General features: G+C 56.9%; 13 protein-coding genes. 3 read left to right on the top strand and 10 right to left on the bottom strand.

The genetic code is table 11. The features are described 5' to 3' along the window. Nucleotides 1-38: 38 nt before the first annotated feature. A complete protein-coding gene (locus KO116_RS17580) occupies nt 39-923 on the top strand; it encodes an ion transporter (RefSeq protein WP_035564391.1) in 885 nt (294 codons plus the stop codon). A gap of 13 nt (nt 924-936) precedes the next feature. Here the strand turns inward: KO116_RS17580 and KO116_RS17585 are convergent, their stop codons facing one another. Beyond that, nucleotides 937-1,560 carry an L-threonylcarbamoyladenylate synthase gene (locus tag KO116_RS17585; protein WP_035564393.1) on the bottom strand — a complete coding sequence of 208 codons (624 nt, stop codon included), beginning with the start codon at nt 1,558-1,560 and terminating at the stop codon, nt 937-939. A 102-nt stretch (nt 1,561-1,662) separates the two neighbouring features. After that, nucleotides 1,663-2,577 carry a PHP domain-containing protein gene (locus KO116_RS17590; protein ID WP_035564394.1) on the bottom strand — a complete coding sequence of 305 codons (915 nt, stop codon included), beginning with the start codon at nt 2,575-2,577 and terminating at the stop codon, nt 1,663-1,665. A 150-nt stretch (nt 2,578-2,727) separates the two neighbouring features. Between KO116_RS17590 and KO116_RS17595 the strand changes: the two genes are divergently transcribed. Continuing rightward, nucleotides 2,728-3,027: a YciI family protein gene (locus KO116_RS17595; RefSeq protein WP_035564396.1), complete on the top strand. Its 300-nt coding sequence runs from the start codon at nt 2,728-2,730 to the stop codon at nt 3,025-3,027. A gap of 157 nt (nt 3,028-3,184) precedes the next feature. Further along, nucleotides 3,185-5,212, top strand: coding sequence for a bifunctional tRNA (5-methylaminomethyl-2-thiouridine)(34)-methyltransferase MnmD/FAD-dependent 5-carboxymethylaminomethyl-2-thiouridine(34) oxidoreductase MnmC (gene mnmC / locus KO116_RS17600; RefSeq protein WP_035564398.1), 2,028 nt, complete (start codon nt 3,185-3,187; stop codon nt 5,210-5,212). Nucleotides 5,213-5,390: 178 nt separating this feature from the next. On the opposite strand, the gene KO116_RS17605 is transcribed toward mnmC, so the two are convergent. The 8 genes from KO116_RS17605 to KO116_RS17640 form a co-directional block, all read right to left on the bottom strand. Then, nucleotides 5,391-5,666: a YheU family protein gene (locus KO116_RS17605; RefSeq protein ID WP_035564400.1), complete on the bottom strand. Its 276-nt coding sequence runs from the start codon at nt 5,664-5,666 to the stop codon at nt 5,391-5,393. Further along, complete coding sequence (gene ligA / locus KO116_RS17610) at nt 5,666-7,699, bottom strand: NAD-dependent DNA ligase LigA (protein WP_035564402.1); 2,034 nt, start codon at nt 7,697-7,699, stop codon at nt 5,666-5,668. The genes KO116_RS17605 and ligA overlap by 1 nt, the downstream gene beginning before the upstream one ends. Nucleotides 7,700-7,854: 155 nt before the next feature. Beyond that, nucleotides 7,855-9,723: a cell division protein ZipA gene (gene zipA / locus KO116_RS17615; protein ID WP_035564404.1), complete on the bottom strand. Its 1,869-nt coding sequence runs from the start codon at nt 9,721-9,723 to the stop codon at nt 7,855-7,857. A gap of 649 nt (nt 9,724-10,372) precedes the next feature. Continuing rightward, the gene (gene smc / locus KO116_RS17620) at nt 10,373-13,867 is read right to left on the bottom strand and encodes a chromosome segregation protein SMC (protein WP_035564406.1); all 3,495 of its coding nucleotides are present in this window, start codon (nt 13,865-13,867) and stop codon (nt 10,373-10,375) included. 24 nt (nt 13,868-13,891) lie between these two features. Further along, complete coding sequence (ccmI, locus tag KO116_RS17625; protein ID WP_035564407.1) at nt 13,892-15,130, bottom strand: c-type cytochrome biogenesis protein CcmI; 1,239 nt, start codon at nt 15,128-15,130, stop codon at nt 13,892-13,894. Beyond that, nucleotides 15,127-15,597 (bottom strand): cytochrome c-type biogenesis protein, encoded by a 471-nt coding sequence (locus KO116_RS17630; protein ID WP_035564409.1) that lies wholly within the window; start codon nt 15,595-15,597, stop codon nt 15,127-15,129. The genes ccmI and KO116_RS17630 overlap by 4 nt, the downstream gene beginning before the upstream one ends. Next, on the bottom strand, nt 15,588-16,115 hold the full coding sequence (locus tag KO116_RS17635) for a DsbE family thiol:disulfide interchange protein (RefSeq protein ID WP_008957498.1): 528 nt from the start codon (nt 16,113-16,115) through the stop codon (nt 15,588-15,590). Before KO116_RS17635 ends, KO116_RS17630 begins: the two co-directional genes overlap by 10 nt. After that, the gene (locus KO116_RS17640; protein ID WP_035564411.1) at nt 16,112-18,121 is read right to left on the bottom strand and encodes a heme lyase CcmF/NrfE family subunit; all 2,010 of its coding nucleotides are present in this window, start codon (nt 18,119-18,121) and stop codon (nt 16,112-16,114) included. Before KO116_RS17640 ends, KO116_RS17635 begins: the two co-directional genes overlap by 4 nt. Between the last annotated feature and the right edge of the window lie 9 nt (nt 18,122-18,130).

The raw sequence follows: 18,130 nt of genomic DNA on the forward strand, positions 1-18,130 counted from the left end.
TTTAAGGACCGAATTGAGGCCCACTTCAGGATGATGCGATGAATTTAAACTTAACCCCCGGTGCGGAAGGCCTACGCGCTCAACTGTTTCATATTATTTTCGAATCCGACACACCGGGCGCTAAAGCCTTTGATATTGCCTTGATCGGGGCTATTTTGTTGAGTGTCGCGGTCATCCTGTTGGGTAGTATCGAGATTTACGCCGAACGCTACGGGCCCATTTTCTTCTACATCGAGTGGGCATTAACGATACTGTTCAGCTTAGAGTTGTTAGTTCGCATTTACTGCCTTGAGCGCCCCTTGCTCTATCTAAAAAGCTTTTATGGAATCGTCGACTTAATCGCTATTTTACCCACTTGGCTAGTGCTACTGGTCCCTGGCGCTCATGGCCTGGTGATTGTTCGCTTGCTGCGAGTGCTGCGTATTTTCCGTATTTTGCGACTCATGGAATTTGTTGGCGAAGCCAGCCTGCTACTCGACGCGTTAAAACGCAGCCTGCGTCAAATACTGCTGTTTTTCTCTGCCATTTTCATGGTGGTCACGCTGTTCGCGGCGTTGATGTACACCATTGAATCACCGGAAGCGGGCTTCACCAGTATTCCTATGTCGATGTACTGGGCGATCGTTAGCATGACCACCGTGGGCTACGGCGACATCGTCCCCGCCACTGCGTTGGGTAAAGCGATTACCATGATCCTGATGCTGCTGGGCTACTCGATTATTGCTGTGCCCACCGGGGTATTCTCCGCTCAGGTGATCCGCTCAATACGCGAGGATCGTTACTCGGAGGAAGCCTGCCCCGGCTGCGGTTACGACCGCCATGAGAAGCGGGCCCGTTACTGCCTGCGCTGCGGCACTTGGCTAGACGAAGACAGCGAAGACCCGCGTAAAAAAGACGATAAAGATGAGTCCGCTTCTGACTAGCTTGCGCCTAACGCTAAGCCTGGAAGGGCGTGATATCACCGCGTCCTTCGCGAATGATTTTAGGCGGCAGCTCGCGCAGGTCGATAACGCTGGTGGGGTCTAGATGGCAAGCGCCGCCATCGATAATGGCATCCAGATGCGCGCCAAAACGCTCGCGGATCTCCTCCGGGTCGTTCATGGGAAAATCATCGCCCACCGGAATGAGCGTCACGCTCATCAACGGCTCCCCCAAGGCTGCCAGCAACGCATGCGTAATGCGGTGATCCGGCACGCGTACACCAATGGAGCGGCGTTTGGGGTGCAACAATAGCCGCGGCACTTCTGAAGTAGCATCCAAGATATAGGTGTACGGCCCCGGCGTATGCGCTTTCAACAACCGGAAAACGTCGTTATCCACCTTAGCGTAGGTGCCGATCTCTGATAAATCGGAGCACACCAAAGTGAAGTTGTGTTTATCGTCCAGTGAACGCAGCCATTTAATCTTCTCAATGGCTTTCTTCTCACCCAGGTGGCAGCCCAAGGCATAGCCTGAATCGGTGGGGTAAGCCACTACGCCGCCTTTACGAATGATTGCAATCGCCTGATCAATCAGCCGCTTTTGCGGGTTTTCCGGGTGAATCTGGAAATATTGGCTCATAAAACTACTCCTTTCATAGCTCACTGTCTTAGCGGTTCCTACAGCATAGCTGACCTTAGCTGGTGATAACTTAAGCTGACGAGAACTTAAGCTAACGAAAACTTAGCCATTCGCTAACAGACCGGGGGCGGCATCGCGTAGATGCACCAAGCGCGGATGCTGCCATATCGGGGGCGCTGCCGTGCGCGGTACCAAGCTCATACTGCCGGGTGCTGCATGGCTGCCGGGAAAGTGAAAGTCGCTGCCCAAGGAAGCGTATAACTCACGCTCGACCAGCTGGCGCGCCAAGTCACGGGTGCTATCCGGGTTCTGCTGGCCGCTAACCAGCTCAACCCCTTGGCCGCCCGCCGCCTGGAAGGTATCCATCAACAGCCCACGCTTGCGTCGAGTAAGTCCATGGCGCAATGGATGGGCGATCACGGCAACGCCGCCTGATTTCACAATCCAGCTCACGGCTTCGCTGATTTCTGGCCAGTGGGCTTTGACATCGCCCTTCTTGCCGCTGCCTAGGTAGCGCTTAAAGGCACTTGCCCAGTCGGGCACCACTCCTTCAGCTACCAAGGCACGGGCAAAATCCGGGCGGCCTAGGGGGCGGTCGCTGCCTGCGTGAAGGCGCGCTTTTTCTAGGGCGTCGGGTAAACCTACTTTTTCCAGTCGTTCGGCAATGACTTCCGCACGCTGGATACGCGCCTCACGCTGCTGAATCAAGCCTTCCACCATCGGCCCCTGCAAGCCGCCGGGCATCAGCGCCACGACATGAATATTGACTCCTTGCCAGCGTGTGGATAACTCACAGCCAGGGATAAGACATAGCCCTGCTTGCTCGGCGGCGCGGCCCGCTTCTTCAATGCCGTCCATGGTATCGTGATCGGTAAGCGACATATGCGTCAGCCCGCGCTCGGCGCACAGTGTTACCAGCTCAGTGGGCGATAGCGCGCCATCAGAAGCAGTGGAGTGCATGTGCAAATCAACCGGGTAACGCTGATCGGCATCAAAGGTATAAGGAAGTCGAGACATAAGCATGACGCCGTGTGAGCAGTTTGTCAGAATGCGCTTTTCAGCTGTGAATAAATCGTTCGCAATGGGTAAGATATGTTGCGCGCATCTGTCTGCGCGGTCAATGAACGCTCACTTTTCATCCCCTTCTTTTCAAGGAGTTATATCCACATGCTGTACGCCATTATGAGTGAAGACGTGCCCAATAGCTTAGAGCGTCGTTTAGCGGCTCGCCCTGATCACCTCGCCCGCTTGGAAGCGCTGCGTGACGAAGGCCGGATAGTTTTAGCTGGCCCTCACCCTGCCATCGACGCTGAAAATCCCGGCGATGCTGGCTTTTCCGGCAGCTTGGTCGTGGCGGAGTTTGAGAGCCTGGAAGAGGCTAATGCATGGGCGGATGCCGACCCATACATGATTGCGGGGGTCTATGCCAAGGTAATTGTTAAGCCGTTCAAGAAAGTTTTGCCTTGACCCCAATAGGCGAGTGTGGAGGGTCCGCCCGCTTTTTCACAGAGCCTGTGGAAAACTCTGTGCAAACCCGGCGGACGCTTTGCGCTAAGCCAGAGCCAGCGCCGACGGCGACAAATTGATCATTTTTTAACCACTTCTTCATTAAACGGATATCTGCGTGACCCAACGTTCCAATGCTTTGCCTGCCCTCGCGGCGTTAACCACGCCTCTACTTACCTGGAACGAGGGAGCACCCCACGCAACAGCATTTGATGACATCTATTTCACCCGTGGCGATGGGCGCGCTGAAACCGAACATGTTTTTCTGGGTGCCAACCATCTTCCCCAGCGCTTTGCTGAGTGGAAAGCAGCAAGGCCGTTCGTCATTGGTGAAACCGGCTTTGGTACCGGGCTGAACATACTCTGCGCTTGGGCTTGTTTTGAGCAGCATGCAGCGCCCAATGCGCGGCTGCACCTGTTATCCACAGAGAAGTTTCCTCTTGAGCATGAGGCGCTGGAACAGGCGCTTAGTGCTTGGCCTTCGCTAGCGGCTTATGCACAGGTGCTATGCGCCCAGTGGCCCGCTGCCGTGAGCGGCATTCACCGCCTGCACTTAACCGAGCGCGTCACGCTTGACCTGCATTTCGGCGATACCACAGAGCGCCTGGAGCAGCTAGATGGCCAAGTCGACGCCTGGTTTTTAGACGGTTTTGCGCCTTCTAAAAACCCCGATATGTGGCAGCCAGCGCTATTTAACGCCATGGCCGCCCGTTCACGCCCCGGCGCGACATTCGCCACCTTTACCTGCGCAGGTATCGTTAAACGGGGATTAAAAGCCGCAGGCTTTAGCTGGAAGAAAGTGCCAGGCTATGGTCGCAAGCGGGAAATGCTCGCGGGCAGTATCGAAACGCCGCCTGAGGAGCAGCGCCGCCAGGCAACGCCCTGGTTTACCCCACCGCCCGTGGCAGCCGTAAAGCACGTTGCGATAGTCGGTGCTGGGCTGGCGGGCAGCACGATGGCGGCAGCGTTAGCGCGGCGCGGTATTCAGGTAACGGTTGTTGAGCGCGAAGCCCCCGGCGCGGGCGGCTCAGGCAATCGCCAGGGCGCGCTGTATGTAAAGCTGGCTGCCGAGACTAATCACCAGAGCCGTGTTTACCTTGCCGGGCTGCTGTACAGCCAGCGCTGGCTTACCCAACAGCTATCCACACAGTCGTTGTCCACATCCCCTTTATGGCAGCCCTGCGGCGTGGTGCAGTTGGCGAGTAGTGATAAAGAAGCGCGCCGCCAGCAGCGTTTTATTGAACAACACCCGCTGCCCAGCGACGTTGTCACTGCGCTAAACAACCCGGCGCTAAGCGAAGCAACGGCCATGCCCATTGACGCACCCCATGGGCTGTTTTACCCACAGGCGGGATGGGTTCAGCCCAAGGCACTATGTGAGCACTTACTTAGTCAGCCAGGAGTGACTTTCCAGCAGGGTGACGTTAGCTCCCTTACCCGCACAGCCGCCGGGTGGCAGCTCAATCTAGATGATGCCAGCACGCTTAATGTCGATCAGGTGGTGATTGCCAGTGCGCATTTGGCTAACCGCTTTGCGCAAACCAGCGAACTGCCGCTGCAGTCGGTCCGCGGCCAGATTAGCGAGCTAAAACTACCCGATGGGGTAGCAGGCCCAACCCGCGTGATATGCGCCGGAGGCTATGTAGCGCCTGCTCTGGATGGCGTGCTGACGTTTGGCGCCAGCTTTGTACCCAATAACGCCACCACCGATGTAACCGCCGACGATCATCAACGCAATATTGATGAGCTGCGTCAGACATTGCCCAACTTAGTCGCCGAGCTGCAAAAAGCCGGTAGTGAATTAACGCCTGAACACCTTCAAGGTCGCGCGGCGGTGCGTGCGGCCAGCCCTGACAAAACCCCTTATGCAGGGCCTGTGCCGGTAGCAGAGGCGTGGCAGGCCGACTATGCGCGGCTAGCTAAAGATGCTACTCGGGTGCCAGAGACGCCAGGCGAGCACTACCCAGGCCTGTGGATATCGACGGCTCATGGCTCACGCGGGCTAGCCAGCGCGCCGCTATGCGCCGAGGTGATTGCTTCAAGAATGTGCGATGAACCGATGCCGCTGGAAGCGCCCCTGGTCGATCACCTGCACCCAGGGCGACGCATTATCAGCGCAATTATTCGGGGCGAGAACGCTCAATAGGCAAGCTTGAGATTGCCGCGTCGCTGCGCTCCTCGCAACGACAGGACTCGATGCTTCAGATAAATGTCATCGCGGGCGAAGCGCGGCGATCTCGGATTTGCCTGCCACTGCCAGCAAAGTTCGCCGCGTCGCTGTACTCCTCGCAACGACATACCGGGAGGCTTTTCGCAAGATGCGTCTAAAAATCACCCTCTTCCTCGTCATCGGCGATATCTCGGCCAAACGAGCGCCACCGTGCTAGGGTCATGACTTCGGTCATCTCCAGCTCAAGGTCATGGGCGATGATCAGTTCGTTACGCTCAAGCTGCTTTTTGAGCTCGGCTACCCAGCCATGCATGCCCTCGCCCGTGGTATCGGTCGTGTCGTAACCCTGGCGGGTCACAAATGCCTCAAGCAGGGCATCGAGGGTTTCCGGTGGCAGCATTCTTGCGGGTACTTCAATAAAACGGCTCATTAACTCTGCTCCCACTCTGCCAAACGTTCCATAAAGGTCGCTTCATCGATCACTTCTACACCCATCTGCTCGGCTTTGGTTAGCTTACTGCCTGCGGCTTCGCCAGCGACGAGACAGGTAGTCTTCTTCGACACGCTGCCCGCTACCTTCGCCCCTAATGCCTGCAAGCGCGCCTTGCCCTCATCGCGGGTCATACTCTCAAGCGACCCCGTCAATACCCAGATCTGGCCTTCCAGCGGCGTTGGGCCTTGGGTAACGACGGCTTCCTGCCAGGTAACTCCGGCATCAATCAGTGCGGCAATGGTTTCCTGGTTGTGTGGCTGGCGGAAAAAAGTATGCACGTGGGCGGCGACAATCGGGCCGACATCGTTGACTGCTTCCAGCGCTGCCAGTTCCGCCGTTTGGACGGTTTCAAGCGTGCCAAAGTGATTAGCAAGGTTGGCCGCTGTGGCTTCGCCTACTTCACGGATCCCCAGCGCGTAAATAAACCGCGCCAGGGTGGTCGATTTGGCTTTTTCAAGCGAGTTGACCAAATTATTGGCTGACTTCTCGCCCATCCGCGGCAGGCTTTTTAGCTGCTCAACACTCAAATGAAACAGGTCCGCCGGGGTTTTGACCCAATCCAAGTCGACCAGTTGCACAATCAGCTTCTCGCCCAGGCCGTCGATATCCAGCGCCTTGCGGCTGGCGAAGTGCTTCAACGCCTCTTTGCGCTGGGCGGCGCAGTAGAGGCCGCCGGAACAGCGCGCCACCGCTTCGCCATCAACGCGCTCAATATCCGACCCACATACCGGGCAGTGTTCAGGAAAAACAATGGCCCTGGCATCCGCAGGCCGCTGTTCAACATGCACTCTAACTACCTGAGGGATAACGTCGCCAGCTCGGCGGATGGAGACTGTATCACCAATCATCACGTCCAGGCGGGTGATTTCATCGGCGTTATGCAGCGTGGCATTGGAGACCGTCACGCCTGCCACGGTGACCGGTTCAAGCCGCGCCACCGGCGTGATTGCCCCGGTACGGCCAACCTGGAACTCGACATCGTTAAGCGTGGTGACCTCTTCCTGAGCAGGATACTTAAACGCCACCGCCCAACGTGGCGCGCGGGCGACAAAGCCCAGCTCACGCTGGTAGCGCAGGTCATTCACCTTGATCACCACGCCGTCGATATCAAAGCCAAGCGCATCGCGTTTTTCGCCCAACTGCTCGCAGTAGTCGGCGACAGCTTGTGGGCCTTTGACAACTTTTAGCTCTGCACTGGCGCGAAATCCTAACGTGGATAACCGTGCCATTAGTTCGCTGTGGGTGGTATCGCCTAAATCAGGTTCCAAGCGGGCGGCCTGATAGGCGTGAAATTCAAGTGGACGTTTCGCGGTAATACGCGGGTCGAGGTGACGCAGGCTGCCTGCCGCCGCATTGCGCGGATTGGCAAATACCTTGTTGCCCTCTTCCCGAGCGCGCTCGTTCAACGCCTCAAACCCTGCATGGCGCATAATCACTTCACCACGCACTTCTAGCAGCTCGGGTACGTTTTTGCCCATCAGCTTTAACGGCACCGAACGCAAAGTGCGCAGGTTAGAGGTGATGCCTTCACCGGTACGCCCATCTCCCCGGGTGGCGCCGCTCACCAGCACGCCCTGCTCAAAAACCAGCGACACCGCCGCGCCGTCCAGCTTAGGCTCGCAGGTAAACTCAACCTCGTCTGCACTGCACTCCAACCGTTCCGCCACTCGCTCGGCAAAGGCATGGATATCCTCGCGGCTAAAGGCATTATCCAACGACAGCATAGGGATTGCGTGCGCCACTGATGGAAAGCCATCGGCTGGGGCGGCACCTACACGCTGGGTGGGAGAATCGCTGGTGATCAGTTCTGGATGGCTGGCTTCCAATTGCTGTAAACGCTGCAGCTGACGGTCGTAGTCGGCATCGGTAAGGGTAGGATCATCCAGCACGTAATAGCGGTAGTTTGCCTCATCCAGGGCGGCCCGCAGCTGGGTAATCTCTTCCAACGGTTGAGAATCAGACTTGCTCATTAGAATGGGTTCCAGTACTCGGCAGCGACAACGCAAAACCTAAGCAATTTAAAAATTGAACGAACGTGAAAACTGAACGACTGTAAAATTAGCGCGTATTGAACAAAAACACCCGCCTTCTGGCAAGAAGGCGGGTGTTGAACAGCCGGTGTGAATTAGCGGGCTTGCATATGCCGATGCAGGCGATGGCGACGCTCAAATTCACGCACCCGCTGACGGGCAAACTCGATCGTTTGTGCGGTCATCACACTGTGGTTTTCATCTTTCAGTTCGCCGCCCATATGACGTACCACGACCATAGCGGTTTCGACCATCGCCTCAAACGCGGCAGCGCTATCGAGTGCACCCGGCAGTGGCATCAGTAAGGTGATGCCTGGGGTCATGAACTCGCCCATCTCTTCAATGGGGAAGGTGCCTGGCTTAACGACATTGACCATGGAGAACTGCAGTTCGCTGTCATCACTTTCCGTTTCAAAGCGGTGGAAAATGCCCATTTCACGGCTATAGCGCAAGCCACACACCATCATGAGTTCCAGCAGCTTGCTACCATCAAACCCTTCTGGGTCACGGGAGAGAACGCTGATAACGACCACTTCTTCAGCGCTGGAAAGCGTCTCTTTGGCGTGTTCGCCGCTCACATCGTGACGTAGGGCTTTTTCTAATGTGGGATGAATGCGGACGCTATCATTCCCCCCGCGCTCATCAGCAGCGCGGTCGTCATAAGCAGTATCGCTGGCATAATCGGCGTTTTCGTCAAAGTTAGCAGAGTAGCCCTCTTCATAAAGCGGTTCTTCATACCGAGACGCTTCACGAGCTTGATCATCCGCTCGCTGCTGAGCAGCCAGTCTATCCGCGGCCGCTGCACTGGCGGCTGCCTCTTCACGTGCCTGCGCCTGCTCTTGGGCTACGCGAGCACGCTCAGCATCAGCGGCTTCTTTCGCTTCACGCCGCTGTTCCGCTTCCACTGCTTTACGCTCAGCTTTCTGCTTGGCCAGCGCCTTATCTCGCAGCGCTTTCTCAGCCTTTTTGCGTTGTTTCTCTTTACGACGCTCGATCAACCGGCGCTTCAATGAGCGGCCCATGCCTTCAAAGTCGACTAACCGGTACTCATCCACTTCGTCATCGTCAAGCTCGTCGTGGTCACCGGCGGTATCGGAGCGCAACTGACGACGTTTAGGAGAGTGATCATTAGCATGTTTTGCAAATACGGCATCTTCTGGCTCAGCACGTAGTACCGGTTCAGCGTCATAATCAGGCTGAACAGAGGCTTCCGTATCCGTTTCGCTTGCGCGAATAGACATGTCATCAGGCGAAGCAGCTGCCTCACGGGTCGTTGAGCCTTCTTTTATAGCTATAGCGGCCTGTGGAGCAGGCTCAGTTGCTTCAGCGTTCACGTTAGAAGCGGTTGCGTTAGCCATTGCAGCAGAATCAGCGGCCGCCGTTGGCTCGGATTCATGTTGCGATACAGTCTCTTTGTCCTGGGGAACCTCAGCAGCCTTTAGGGTACTGGCCTTTGAAGTGCTGTTCATTGAAGTGTTTGCCATAGAAATACTGGGCTCAAGGCGCTCATGCTCAGTCGGCATGGAGGGTGAAGTCGTCGCAGTATTTGCTTTAGCGACGACTGGGCGCTCCGTTTTTTCTGCTGCTATTGATTGGGAATTAGCGATGGATTCCGCTTTTGCAGCTTTGCGTTTGGCTGCTTTAGCTGACGCCGAACGCCTAAACTCAGAAAGCACTCTGGAAGGGCCAGGATGCTCTTGACGCTCTAATTTTGGTTTATGACCTAAGCCACTATAGTCAGCGGGCTTAACGACTCGTGCACCGCCATTGGGTAGTTCCCAATTGATCTCTGCTGCTTTAGCAGCTTCATCGGGATCATCTTCTAGCTGACTAGCTGAAAGATCCTTTTCCGCCTGATCCAGACGGGGTACACGACGCTGACGTTGCAGTCTTCGCGCACCGTCTATAACGATGAGCGATACCAACGCCAGCCCTAAAATGATTAGCCACTCTCTTAGTTCCATGTCGAACGTTCCATGGTCATCTTGCCGGTTGCTAAGGCACCATGCCTAAATATGGGTAACTGCTATTTAATAAGTACTTGCCACCAAGCATAGCGCGATTGCTATGAAAAGGGCCAATTTTTGCTGATAATTACGCTATTTTCACGCTTTTGAGACTGTTATTGAAGCCGGTTAAGGCAAAAGTCCGACCTTAACTTCAGCCGAAAGTGTCACGAGCCTTTGATCTAATCGTTATACATCGCTTTATAAAGGAAGCTCGAAAGCTAGAAAAGCCATTTTGACCGTTGGGAAGTGCATAACCGTTTCAGCCTTTTGCTTACTAATGTGCTAATCATCCCCATTGGCAAGATCTATTTATAAGCTGCTTAACGTTCTCATACCAAACATTAATAGAGGTAATATAGTTAACTTGAGCGCGTTAGGACACTTTTTTGCGTATTTGCATAATGTTTATCACTCCATGATTAACAAACTGCTGTTTATAGTTACAGTCTCTTCCAAAATTCTTCTGCTGTCGCACTGATGGGGCGGCCGGTCGGGTTAGATGTATATGCACCGTCATATCCCAACGCTCATCCAGTACACGCACTAAACGGCTATCGTGAATGTCTTGCTCAGCAAGACTTTTGAAGGTGAAGGAAGAAGGCGCTTAATCGACCAGCGCTGCCGCTTCTTCAATCCCCACCGAGACTAACCTAGATACGCCGGGCTCTTGCATGGTCACCCCCATCAAGCGCTCGGCGGCTTCCATGGCAATCTTGTTGTGAGTGATGTAGATAAACTGTACGTTCTCAGACATCTCTTTGACCAACCGGGCGTAACGGCCCACGTTGGCGTCATCCAGCGGCGCATCCACTTCATCCAGCATACAGAACGGTGCTGGGTTGAGCTGAAAAATGGCGAATACCAACGACAGCGCAGTAAGCGCTTTTTCACCGCCCGATAGCAGATGAATGGTGCTGTTCTTCTTACCCGGCGGACGCGCCATAATCGCCACGCCGGTTTCCAACAGGTCATCGCCGGTTAGCGTTAACCATGCCGCACCGCCGCCGAATACACGGGGGAACAGCGCCTGCAATCCGGCATTGACCTGATCAAAGGTTTCGCGGAAGCGCACCCGGGTTTCTTGGTCAATACGCTTAATCGCCCGTTCAAGGGTTTCCAGCGCTTCGGTCAGTTCGGCGTGCTGCGCTTCCAGATAATTTCGCCGCTCGGCCTGTTGATCATACTCCTCAATGGCGGCGAGGTTGATCGCCCCCAAGCGGCGAATCTTGTCCGTGGTACTTTCCAGAAGTTCCTGCCAACGGGTTTCCGTCGCTTCATGGGGCAGCTGTTCAGTGAGGGTCTCGACGTTATGGCCAAGCTCAGTTAGCTGCTCATCCTGGGTGGCGGCTTTAAGTGCCAACGCCTGAACGTCCATACGCCGCTGCTGGAGCTGCTCGCGACTCTGTTCCAAGTTACGTTCATGCTGCTGGCGGGCAAGTTCGTCATTGCGTAACTGTTCAGCCAGCGCCTGGGCCTGCTGACGCGTCGCGTTTAAGCGCCCCTCCTGCTGCTCACGCTGGTGAAGCAACTCTTCAAGCTCTTCCCCAGCCAGCTCGTCGGGCTCGACCAACATCTCCCGCGACTCTTCAAGCTCGGCAATACGCAGCGAGAGGCGCTCTTCAGAGTCGTTCGAGCGCGCCTGCTGAGAGCGCAGACTATCCCGCTCAGCGCTTAAACGTTCACGCTCAAGTGCCAACGCCTGCTGCTGGGCTTTGAGCGGCGCATGCTGCTGGGTCAACTGATCACGCGCCTCGCGCTGCCGGTTGCGCTGCTCGGCACTGGTTTCCCGTGCTTCGGCGGTGCTCTCCAGCTGCTCCATTGCTACATGCCAGCGGGCGCGCTGCTCATCAAGAGTAAGCGCTAACTCTGCTTCATCCTGTTGTAGCTGGGCAAGCTCTTCATCGAGCTCCGTTGCACGACCTTCAAGGTGTTCCAAGCGCTGGGCCAAACTACGCTCTTTCACCGCCAACTGCTGCAGGGTGGTGGCGTGAGCACGCTCCTGTTCGGCCTGCTGCTCCCGAGCCTGCTCCAGCGCTTCAATCGTCTCTCTGGCCGCCTCACACTGCTCCTCTGCCAGCGCCAAGGCCTCTTCTTCACTTTCGCGCTGAGCGGAAAGCTCGTCGTAGCGGCGGCGGGTCAATAGCAGCCCGTCGATGCCTTCACCGTTGGCCTGCTGATGCAGCCAGCCACGGCCCAACCAAACCCCATCCTGGCTCACCACGCTTTCGCCAGGCGCCAAATGCGCTACCTGCGCCTCTGCCTCTTCGGCCGTTTGCGTATAGTGAATGCTTGCTAACCACTCGCCCAGCGCGCCTGCGCCTTTGACCAAACTGTCTAATCGCTGACCCGAGGTGGAGGGAGCTGGCGAGGTTTGATCAATCAAACGCCAATCGGTGGCTAAGGCCTCGGGCAAGGCCGCCAACTGATGGCGAGTGACTAAACGTGCATTGAGCCACGGCGCAAGCAACCAGGAAGTAAGCGCTTCCCAACCTGGTGCTACTTGCAGTACTTCGCCCAGCTGGGGAGCCTCTGCCAAGCCATGCGCTGCCAGGGTCGTGCCTATCGCAGGGTCGTGATCCACCAGTGCAGCATCAATCAACGCTTGCAGGGAGGCCAGCTCCCCCTGACGTTGGCTCAGGTCAGCGCGTTGATGATCGCGCGTTTGAGTCACCTGCTGATAGGCCGCCTTGGCATCGCTATAACGCTGCTGCCATTGATCCCGCTGGGCCTGAAAGCCTTCCGCCTGCTGCTGGGCATCCGCTAACTGCTCTTCGCATACGGCATGCTCCTCGCGTAGCCCTGTAAGGTCAGCGACCTCACTGCGCTGCTGGCGGCGGCGCTGATTTTCGGCTTGCAGCCGCTGAATGCGCTGCTCCAGGTCGCGCAGTAGATCCTGGCTACGATCAGCGTCGCGGCTGGCATCCCGCCAGCGGGTTTCGGCATCGGTCCACTGCTGTTCAGCGGCTTCCAGGGCGGGAGATGCGTCGGCTAGGGACTGCTCCAGGCTTTCGAGCCGCTCCTCTAAGGCTTCGTGCTCGGGAAGCAAGTCGTCAAAGCGCTCATCAATCGCGGCTAAACGTTCCTGATCGCCTTCGCTAACCCGGCGCTGCTCGTCCAGGTCACGCCGGGCGGTAGCAATATCGCTGGCCAGTTGAGTTTCACGGCTGCGGCGATGGGCCTGATCCTGTTCCAGACGGGCAATGCGCGTGGTGGTTTCAAAAAACTGCTGTTGGTGACGGTCGAGCACTTCAGAGAGTTCGTCATGCTGTTCGCGGGCTTGTTCCAAGCGGGTTTCGCACTGACGAACGCCGAAGACATCTTTTTCGACCGCGATTTCCAACTCGCGAACGCGGCTCTCCTGATGGGACTGCTCCGCCCGCAGGGTGCGGCCGCGCAGTAGCGCCAGCTCACCCTTGAGCCGATACTCCTGCTCCTTGAGATCCTGATAGCGCTTGGCGGCTTCGGCCTGACGTTTGAGGCGCTCTAGCTGTTTATCCAGCTCTTCGCGAATATCGTCCAGACGCTCCAGGTTTTCCTGGGTGCGCCGCATGCGGTTTTCGGTTTCCCGGCGGCGCTCTTTGTACTTGGAGATACCCGCGGCCTCTTCCAGCGTCGAGCGCAGGTCGTCGGGGCGAGCCTCGATCAACCGCGAAATCATGCCTTGGCCGATGATGGCATAGGAGCGCGGCCCCAGGCCGGTGCCCATAAACAGGTCGGCGATATCGCGCCGACGGCACTTTTGACCGTTGAAGAAGTAGTTGGATTGCCCATCCCGCGTGACCAAGCGCCTAACGACGATTTCGGCATACTGCGCATAAACGCCGCCCATACCGCCGTCGCGGTTGTCGAACTTGAGCTCTATGGAGGCTTGGCTGATAGGTTTACGACCAGTGGAGCCGTTGAAAATGACGTCGGCCATGGACTCGCCGCGCAGGGTTTTAGCGGAGGACTCCCCCATGACCCAGCGCACGGCGTCAATAATGTTGGATTTACCGCAGCCGTTGGGGCCCACGATGGCGGTCATATTGCCATCGAAGGGTACCGTGACGGGATCCACAAAGGACTTGAACCCGACTAAGCGAATCGACGTTAAGCGCATACTTAGGCCGCGTTCCCGTTGCGATTATTCAAAAACACGGTTAATCACCACTTCAACCGCCTCCGCGTCTTCAATAGGCTCGACGCTGACGCTCTCAAGGTCACCGAACAGATCTCCCGGCTGGGGCGTTGCTTGGCCAGAGGGCGAAACACGCACCACTAAACGGGCTTCCTGCACCTGGGAGATTTGCGCCTGGGGCGACATCGCAGCAGTGTTATCTAGCGTCACGGTCATGGGCAGCTCGGATACCTGCGCCCGCACCACGGCCAGGGGTGGTAACTCACCCTCAATATCGCGGGCAGTGATAAACACAGTGTCGTCATCGTCAACGCGCCCGGCGAGCTCTCCGTCTAACGCAACGCGAACCCTAATGCCGTTACCTTCGCCGACGGTTTCTTCAGGCTCAATACCCATGCGCTCCTGGGCCACGCGAATACCCTCGCGCAGCGAGTCAACGGTGTCGGGATCCTCGATATTGGCAATCGCCCGGCGCCAGTGGTCAATGGCCTGTTCGTAATCACCTTTATCAAAGGCATTAACCCCTAGCAAACCCAGCACGGTTGGCTGGCGGGGATCCTGCTCCAACGTCTCATCGACCAATGCCTGCACTTCATCGGTGAGTTCGCGCTCGGCCATAAAGAAACGAATTTGCGCTAGTTGAGCCAGCAGCGGTGGAATTCGGCCTTCAATCTCAATCAGGCGTTCAAGCGCATCGACGGCCTTGGGCATCTGCCCGGTTTCGCGATAGACCGGAAACAGCGCGCTCCATACGTTGGGGTTATCCGGCTGACGCTCCGCCTGCTCTTCCATGCGCTCGATATACATGCTCAGCGAGCCTTCAGGATCATTCTGTACTTCTTGCTGAACGGCGAGTAACACAAGGTCGCCCTCGGCGCCCTGCTGCTGATACCAAAGCACGCTGACCACTACCACGGCCACCATAACGACAGGCACCACCAGGCGACCCGCCCCTGCTGGCTTGAGCGGCCGGCGCGCGCGCACGGCGGTGTCTTCCAGCAGGCTACGCTCAAGCTCCAACCGATCTTCTTCAAAGCGCTCGGCATCAATGTCGCCACGCTCTCGCGCCGCTTCTAATGACGTTAAACGACGCTGAAAAATCGCCACATTCTGCTCGGCAGAGGTGTCATTGGTTTCAAACGCGTGTTGTTGATCATGTAATCGACGCGCGTTTCTTAGCGGCACCACCAGCAGCCATAGCGCGGGGAGCAGTAAAACGGCAATCGCAATCCAGAGCAGCGTCATGAAGACCTCTTACGGTTAATCAGCGCATCTATACGCTGGCGCTCTTCGGCGCTCAGCGCTTTAGCAGAGGCATTTCGGCGGGCACGAATCATTAACACAACCACCAGCGCGCCTAGCAACACCAGCGCAATCGGCAGCCCCCAAAGCAGGTAGGTGCGGCTTTCTAAACGCGGGTTATAGAGAATATATTCACCAAACCGCTGCACCATATGGCTAACAATTTCGATATCCGACTGCCCGTCTTGCAGCAGTTGGTAGACACGCTCGCGCATGTCCCCTGAAATAGGGGCATCGGAATCGTTTATAGCTTGGTTTTCACACAGCGGGCAGCGCATCGAGGCGGTTAAATCGTGATAGCGTTTTTCCATGACCGGATCGTCAAATTCGCGTAGTTCGATCCCCCCCGCCGCTGCACCAAATGCTATGACCAGTAGTAGTAGCGCTGCCATGGTTCGCATTAGCGCCATTTTTCCACCTCCGGCAGGATTCGTTCGCGGACGTCTTGTGGCGATACGTAGCCCTTATGGTGATAGCGAATAACGCCGTCGGCATCGACCAGAAAGGTTTCCGGAGCGCCGTAAACGCCAAGATCAAAACCCAGTTCGCCTTCTGGATCAAAAATATTCACTTCAAACGGATCGCCAAACTCGCTGAGAAACTCCATGCCTTTCTCGCGGGTATCGCGGTAGTTAACCCCGACCATCCGAATATCCTGATCGGCCAGTTCCAGCAGCTGGGGCATCTCCTGCTTACACGCGGGGCACCACTCGCCCCATACGTTAACCAGGGTGACGTCGCCCTGAAGCAGCGATTGATCCACGCGCCGATTCTCATCGCGCAGCGTGGTGGCTTCAAAGGCCGGGAACTCTCGCGCCATCAGCGCGGAATCGCGCTGGGAAGGATCCAGCGATAGGCCCTGGAAAAAGAACAACGCCAAGCCTAAAAAGCAAACCGGCAGCAGTAATAGCAGTAACCGACGCTTCATACAGCGGCCTCCTGCGCAGTATCGCCTTTGCCGGACGCTTTCGGTGCCTCACGAGTGACCGTCGCGCGGCGGTAACGCTTATCGAGCACCGCCAGTACACCACCAAATGCCATAAACAGGGCGCCCAGCCATAGCCAGCGTACAAAGGGTTTGTATTGGACACGCATCGCCCAACTGCCGTCGCCAAGGTCTTCGCCCATGGCCACATAGAGATCACGGAACAGCCCCGGCCGCAGAGCCACCTGGGTCATCGGCATTCCGGTCGCGAGATAAAGGCGTTTTTCAGGACGCATGGTGAAACTGCTACCGGTGTCGCCACGCTGTACCTGAAGGATCGTAGTGTCTGCCAAAAAGTTTGGCCCGCGACGCTCGGCTAACTCCGTCATGGTGAACTGATAGCCCGCCACTTCGACCGTGGTGCCCGGCGACATGCGCACGTTGCGCTCGATGTTGTAGTTGGACACCACCGCAACACCCACAATCGTGACCGCCACACCAATGTGCCCTAACACCATGCCCCAGTAAGAGAGTGAGAGCTTGCGTAACCCGGCGATGAACGAGCTGGCGTGACGGGTTTTATCAAACACATCGCGCACCATCGGCAGCACAATCCATAGCGCAGAGACGATCCCCAGGGAGACAAACAGATTCCACTCACCGCGATACAGCAGCGGCATCAGTATGCCCAGCACCAGCGCAGCAACGCCCGCCAACCAGAGCTTACGGACTAGGTCGCGCACCGCCATGCCTTTCCAGCGCGTTACCGAGCCTAGTCCCATAAAGATGCACATCATCACGGTGAGCGGTACAAACAGCGCATTGAAGTAAGGCGGGCCCACGCTGATTTTACCCAGCCCCAGGGAGTCAAGAATCAGCGGGTAGACGGTGCCAAGTAAAACGGTGACCGTCATGATGACCAGGAAGATATTATTGACCAGCAGCAGCGCATCCCGAGAGAGCCAGTTAAAGCCCACTTTGTGGCTGACCCGCGGGGCTCGCAGTGCGAATACCAGCAGCGAGAGCGTCACCGTAATCGCCAGCAGCATCAGGATAAAGAAGCCACGGGCAGGGTCGTTGGCAAACGCATGTACCGAGGTGAGCACGCCGGAGCGCACCAGGAAGGTTCCCATCAGCGACAGCGAAAAGGTCGAGATCGCCAATAGCACGGTCCAGCTCTTAAACGAGCCGCGCTTTTCGGTCACCGCCAGCGAGTGCACCAGCGCGGTTCCCGTTAACCAGGGCAGCAGCGACGCGTTTTCGACCGGGTCCCAGAACCACCAGCCGCCCCAGCCAAGCTCGTAATAGGCCCACCAACTGCCGAGGGCGATCCCCACGGTCAAAAACGCCCAGGCCAGATTCGTCCAGGGACGTGCCCAGCGCGTCCAGGCGGCGTCTAGGCGCCCTCCCATGAGAGCAGCAATCGCAAAGGCAAAGACCACGGAAAAACCCACATAGCCCATGTAAAGCATCGGCGGATGCACCACTAGCCCGAAGTCTTGCAGCAGCGGGTTGAGGTCGGCACCGTCTTGAGGCATGTCGGGGAGCAAGCGTTCAAAAGGGTTAGAGGTGATCAGGATGAATAGTAAGAAACCGACACATACCATGCCCATGACGCCCATCACCCGAGCGACCATATCCCGCGGCAAGTTGCCGGTGAACACGCTCGCCGCAAAGCCCCAACCTGCCAGCATTAGGCTCCATAGCAGGACAGAGCCCTCATGGTTGCCCCACACCGCGCTGAATTTGTAGTACCACGGCAGCAGCGAATTGGAGTTATTCGCTACGTTCGCCACGCTAAAGTCATCCAGCATATAGCTCGCGGTCAAACAGGCGTAGGCGATGGCAATGAACAGAAACTGCCCGGCCGCCATGGTCTGACCATAGGCCATCCACAGTGGGCGTCGGGTCGCTGCACCGGCCAGCGGCATCACTGCCTGCACCATCGCCATCAACAGCGCGATGATGAGGGCGAAGTGGCCAATTTCAGGAATCATTTTAATCAGCATGTGCGCTCC

Origin of the sequence: Halomonas sp. KO116, from assembly GCF_000734975.2 — a bacterium.
Classification (GTDB): Bacteria; Pseudomonadota; Gammaproteobacteria; order Pseudomonadales; family Halomonadaceae; genus Vreelandella; species Vreelandella glaciei.

Bases quoted from the DNA above. Each gene is read 5' to 3' on its own strand.
- smc (WP_035564406.1), bottom strand. From the start codon at position 13,867: ATGCGCTTAACGTCGATTCGCTTAGTCGGGTTCAAGTCCTTTGTGGAT.
- KO116_RS17640 (WP_035564411.1), bottom strand. From the start codon at position 18,121: ATGCTGATTAAAATGATTCCTGAAATTGGCCACTTCGCCCTCATCATC.
- ligA (WP_035564402.1), bottom strand. From the start codon at position 7,699: ATGAGCAAGTCTGATTCTCAACCGTTGGAAGAGATTACCCAGCTGCGG.
- ccmI (WP_035564407.1), bottom strand. From the start codon at position 15,130: ATGACGCTGCTCTGGATTGCGATTGCCGTTTTACTGCTCCCCGCGCTA.
- KO116_RS17590 (WP_035564394.1), bottom strand. From the start codon at position 2,577: ATGTCTCGACTTCCTTATACCTTTGATGCCGATCAGCGTTACCCGGTT.
- KO116_RS17585 (WP_035564393.1), bottom strand. From the start codon at position 1,560: ATGAGCCAATATTTCCAGATTCACCCGGAAAACCCGCAAAAGCGGCTG.
- KO116_RS17635 (WP_008957498.1), bottom strand. From the start codon at position 16,115: ATGAAGCGTCGGTTACTGCTATTACTGCTGCCGGTTTGCTTTTTAGGC.
- KO116_RS17595 (WP_035564396.1), top strand. From the start codon at position 2,728: ATGCTGTACGCCATTATGAGTGAAGACGTGCCCAATAGCTTAGAGCGT.
- zipA (WP_035564404.1), bottom strand. From the start codon at position 9,723: ATGGAACTAAGAGAGTGGCTAATCATTTTAGGGCTGGCGTTGGTATCG.
- KO116_RS17580 (WP_035564391.1), top strand. From the start codon at position 39: ATGAATTTAAACTTAACCCCCGGTGCGGAAGGCCTACGCGCTCAACTG.
- KO116_RS17605 (WP_035564400.1), bottom strand. From the start codon at position 5,666: ATGAGCCGTTTTATTGAAGTACCCGCAAGAATGCTGCCACCGGAAACC.
- KO116_RS17630 (WP_035564409.1), bottom strand. From the start codon at position 15,597: ATGGCGCTAATGCGAACCATGGCAGCGCTACTACTACTGGTCATAGCA.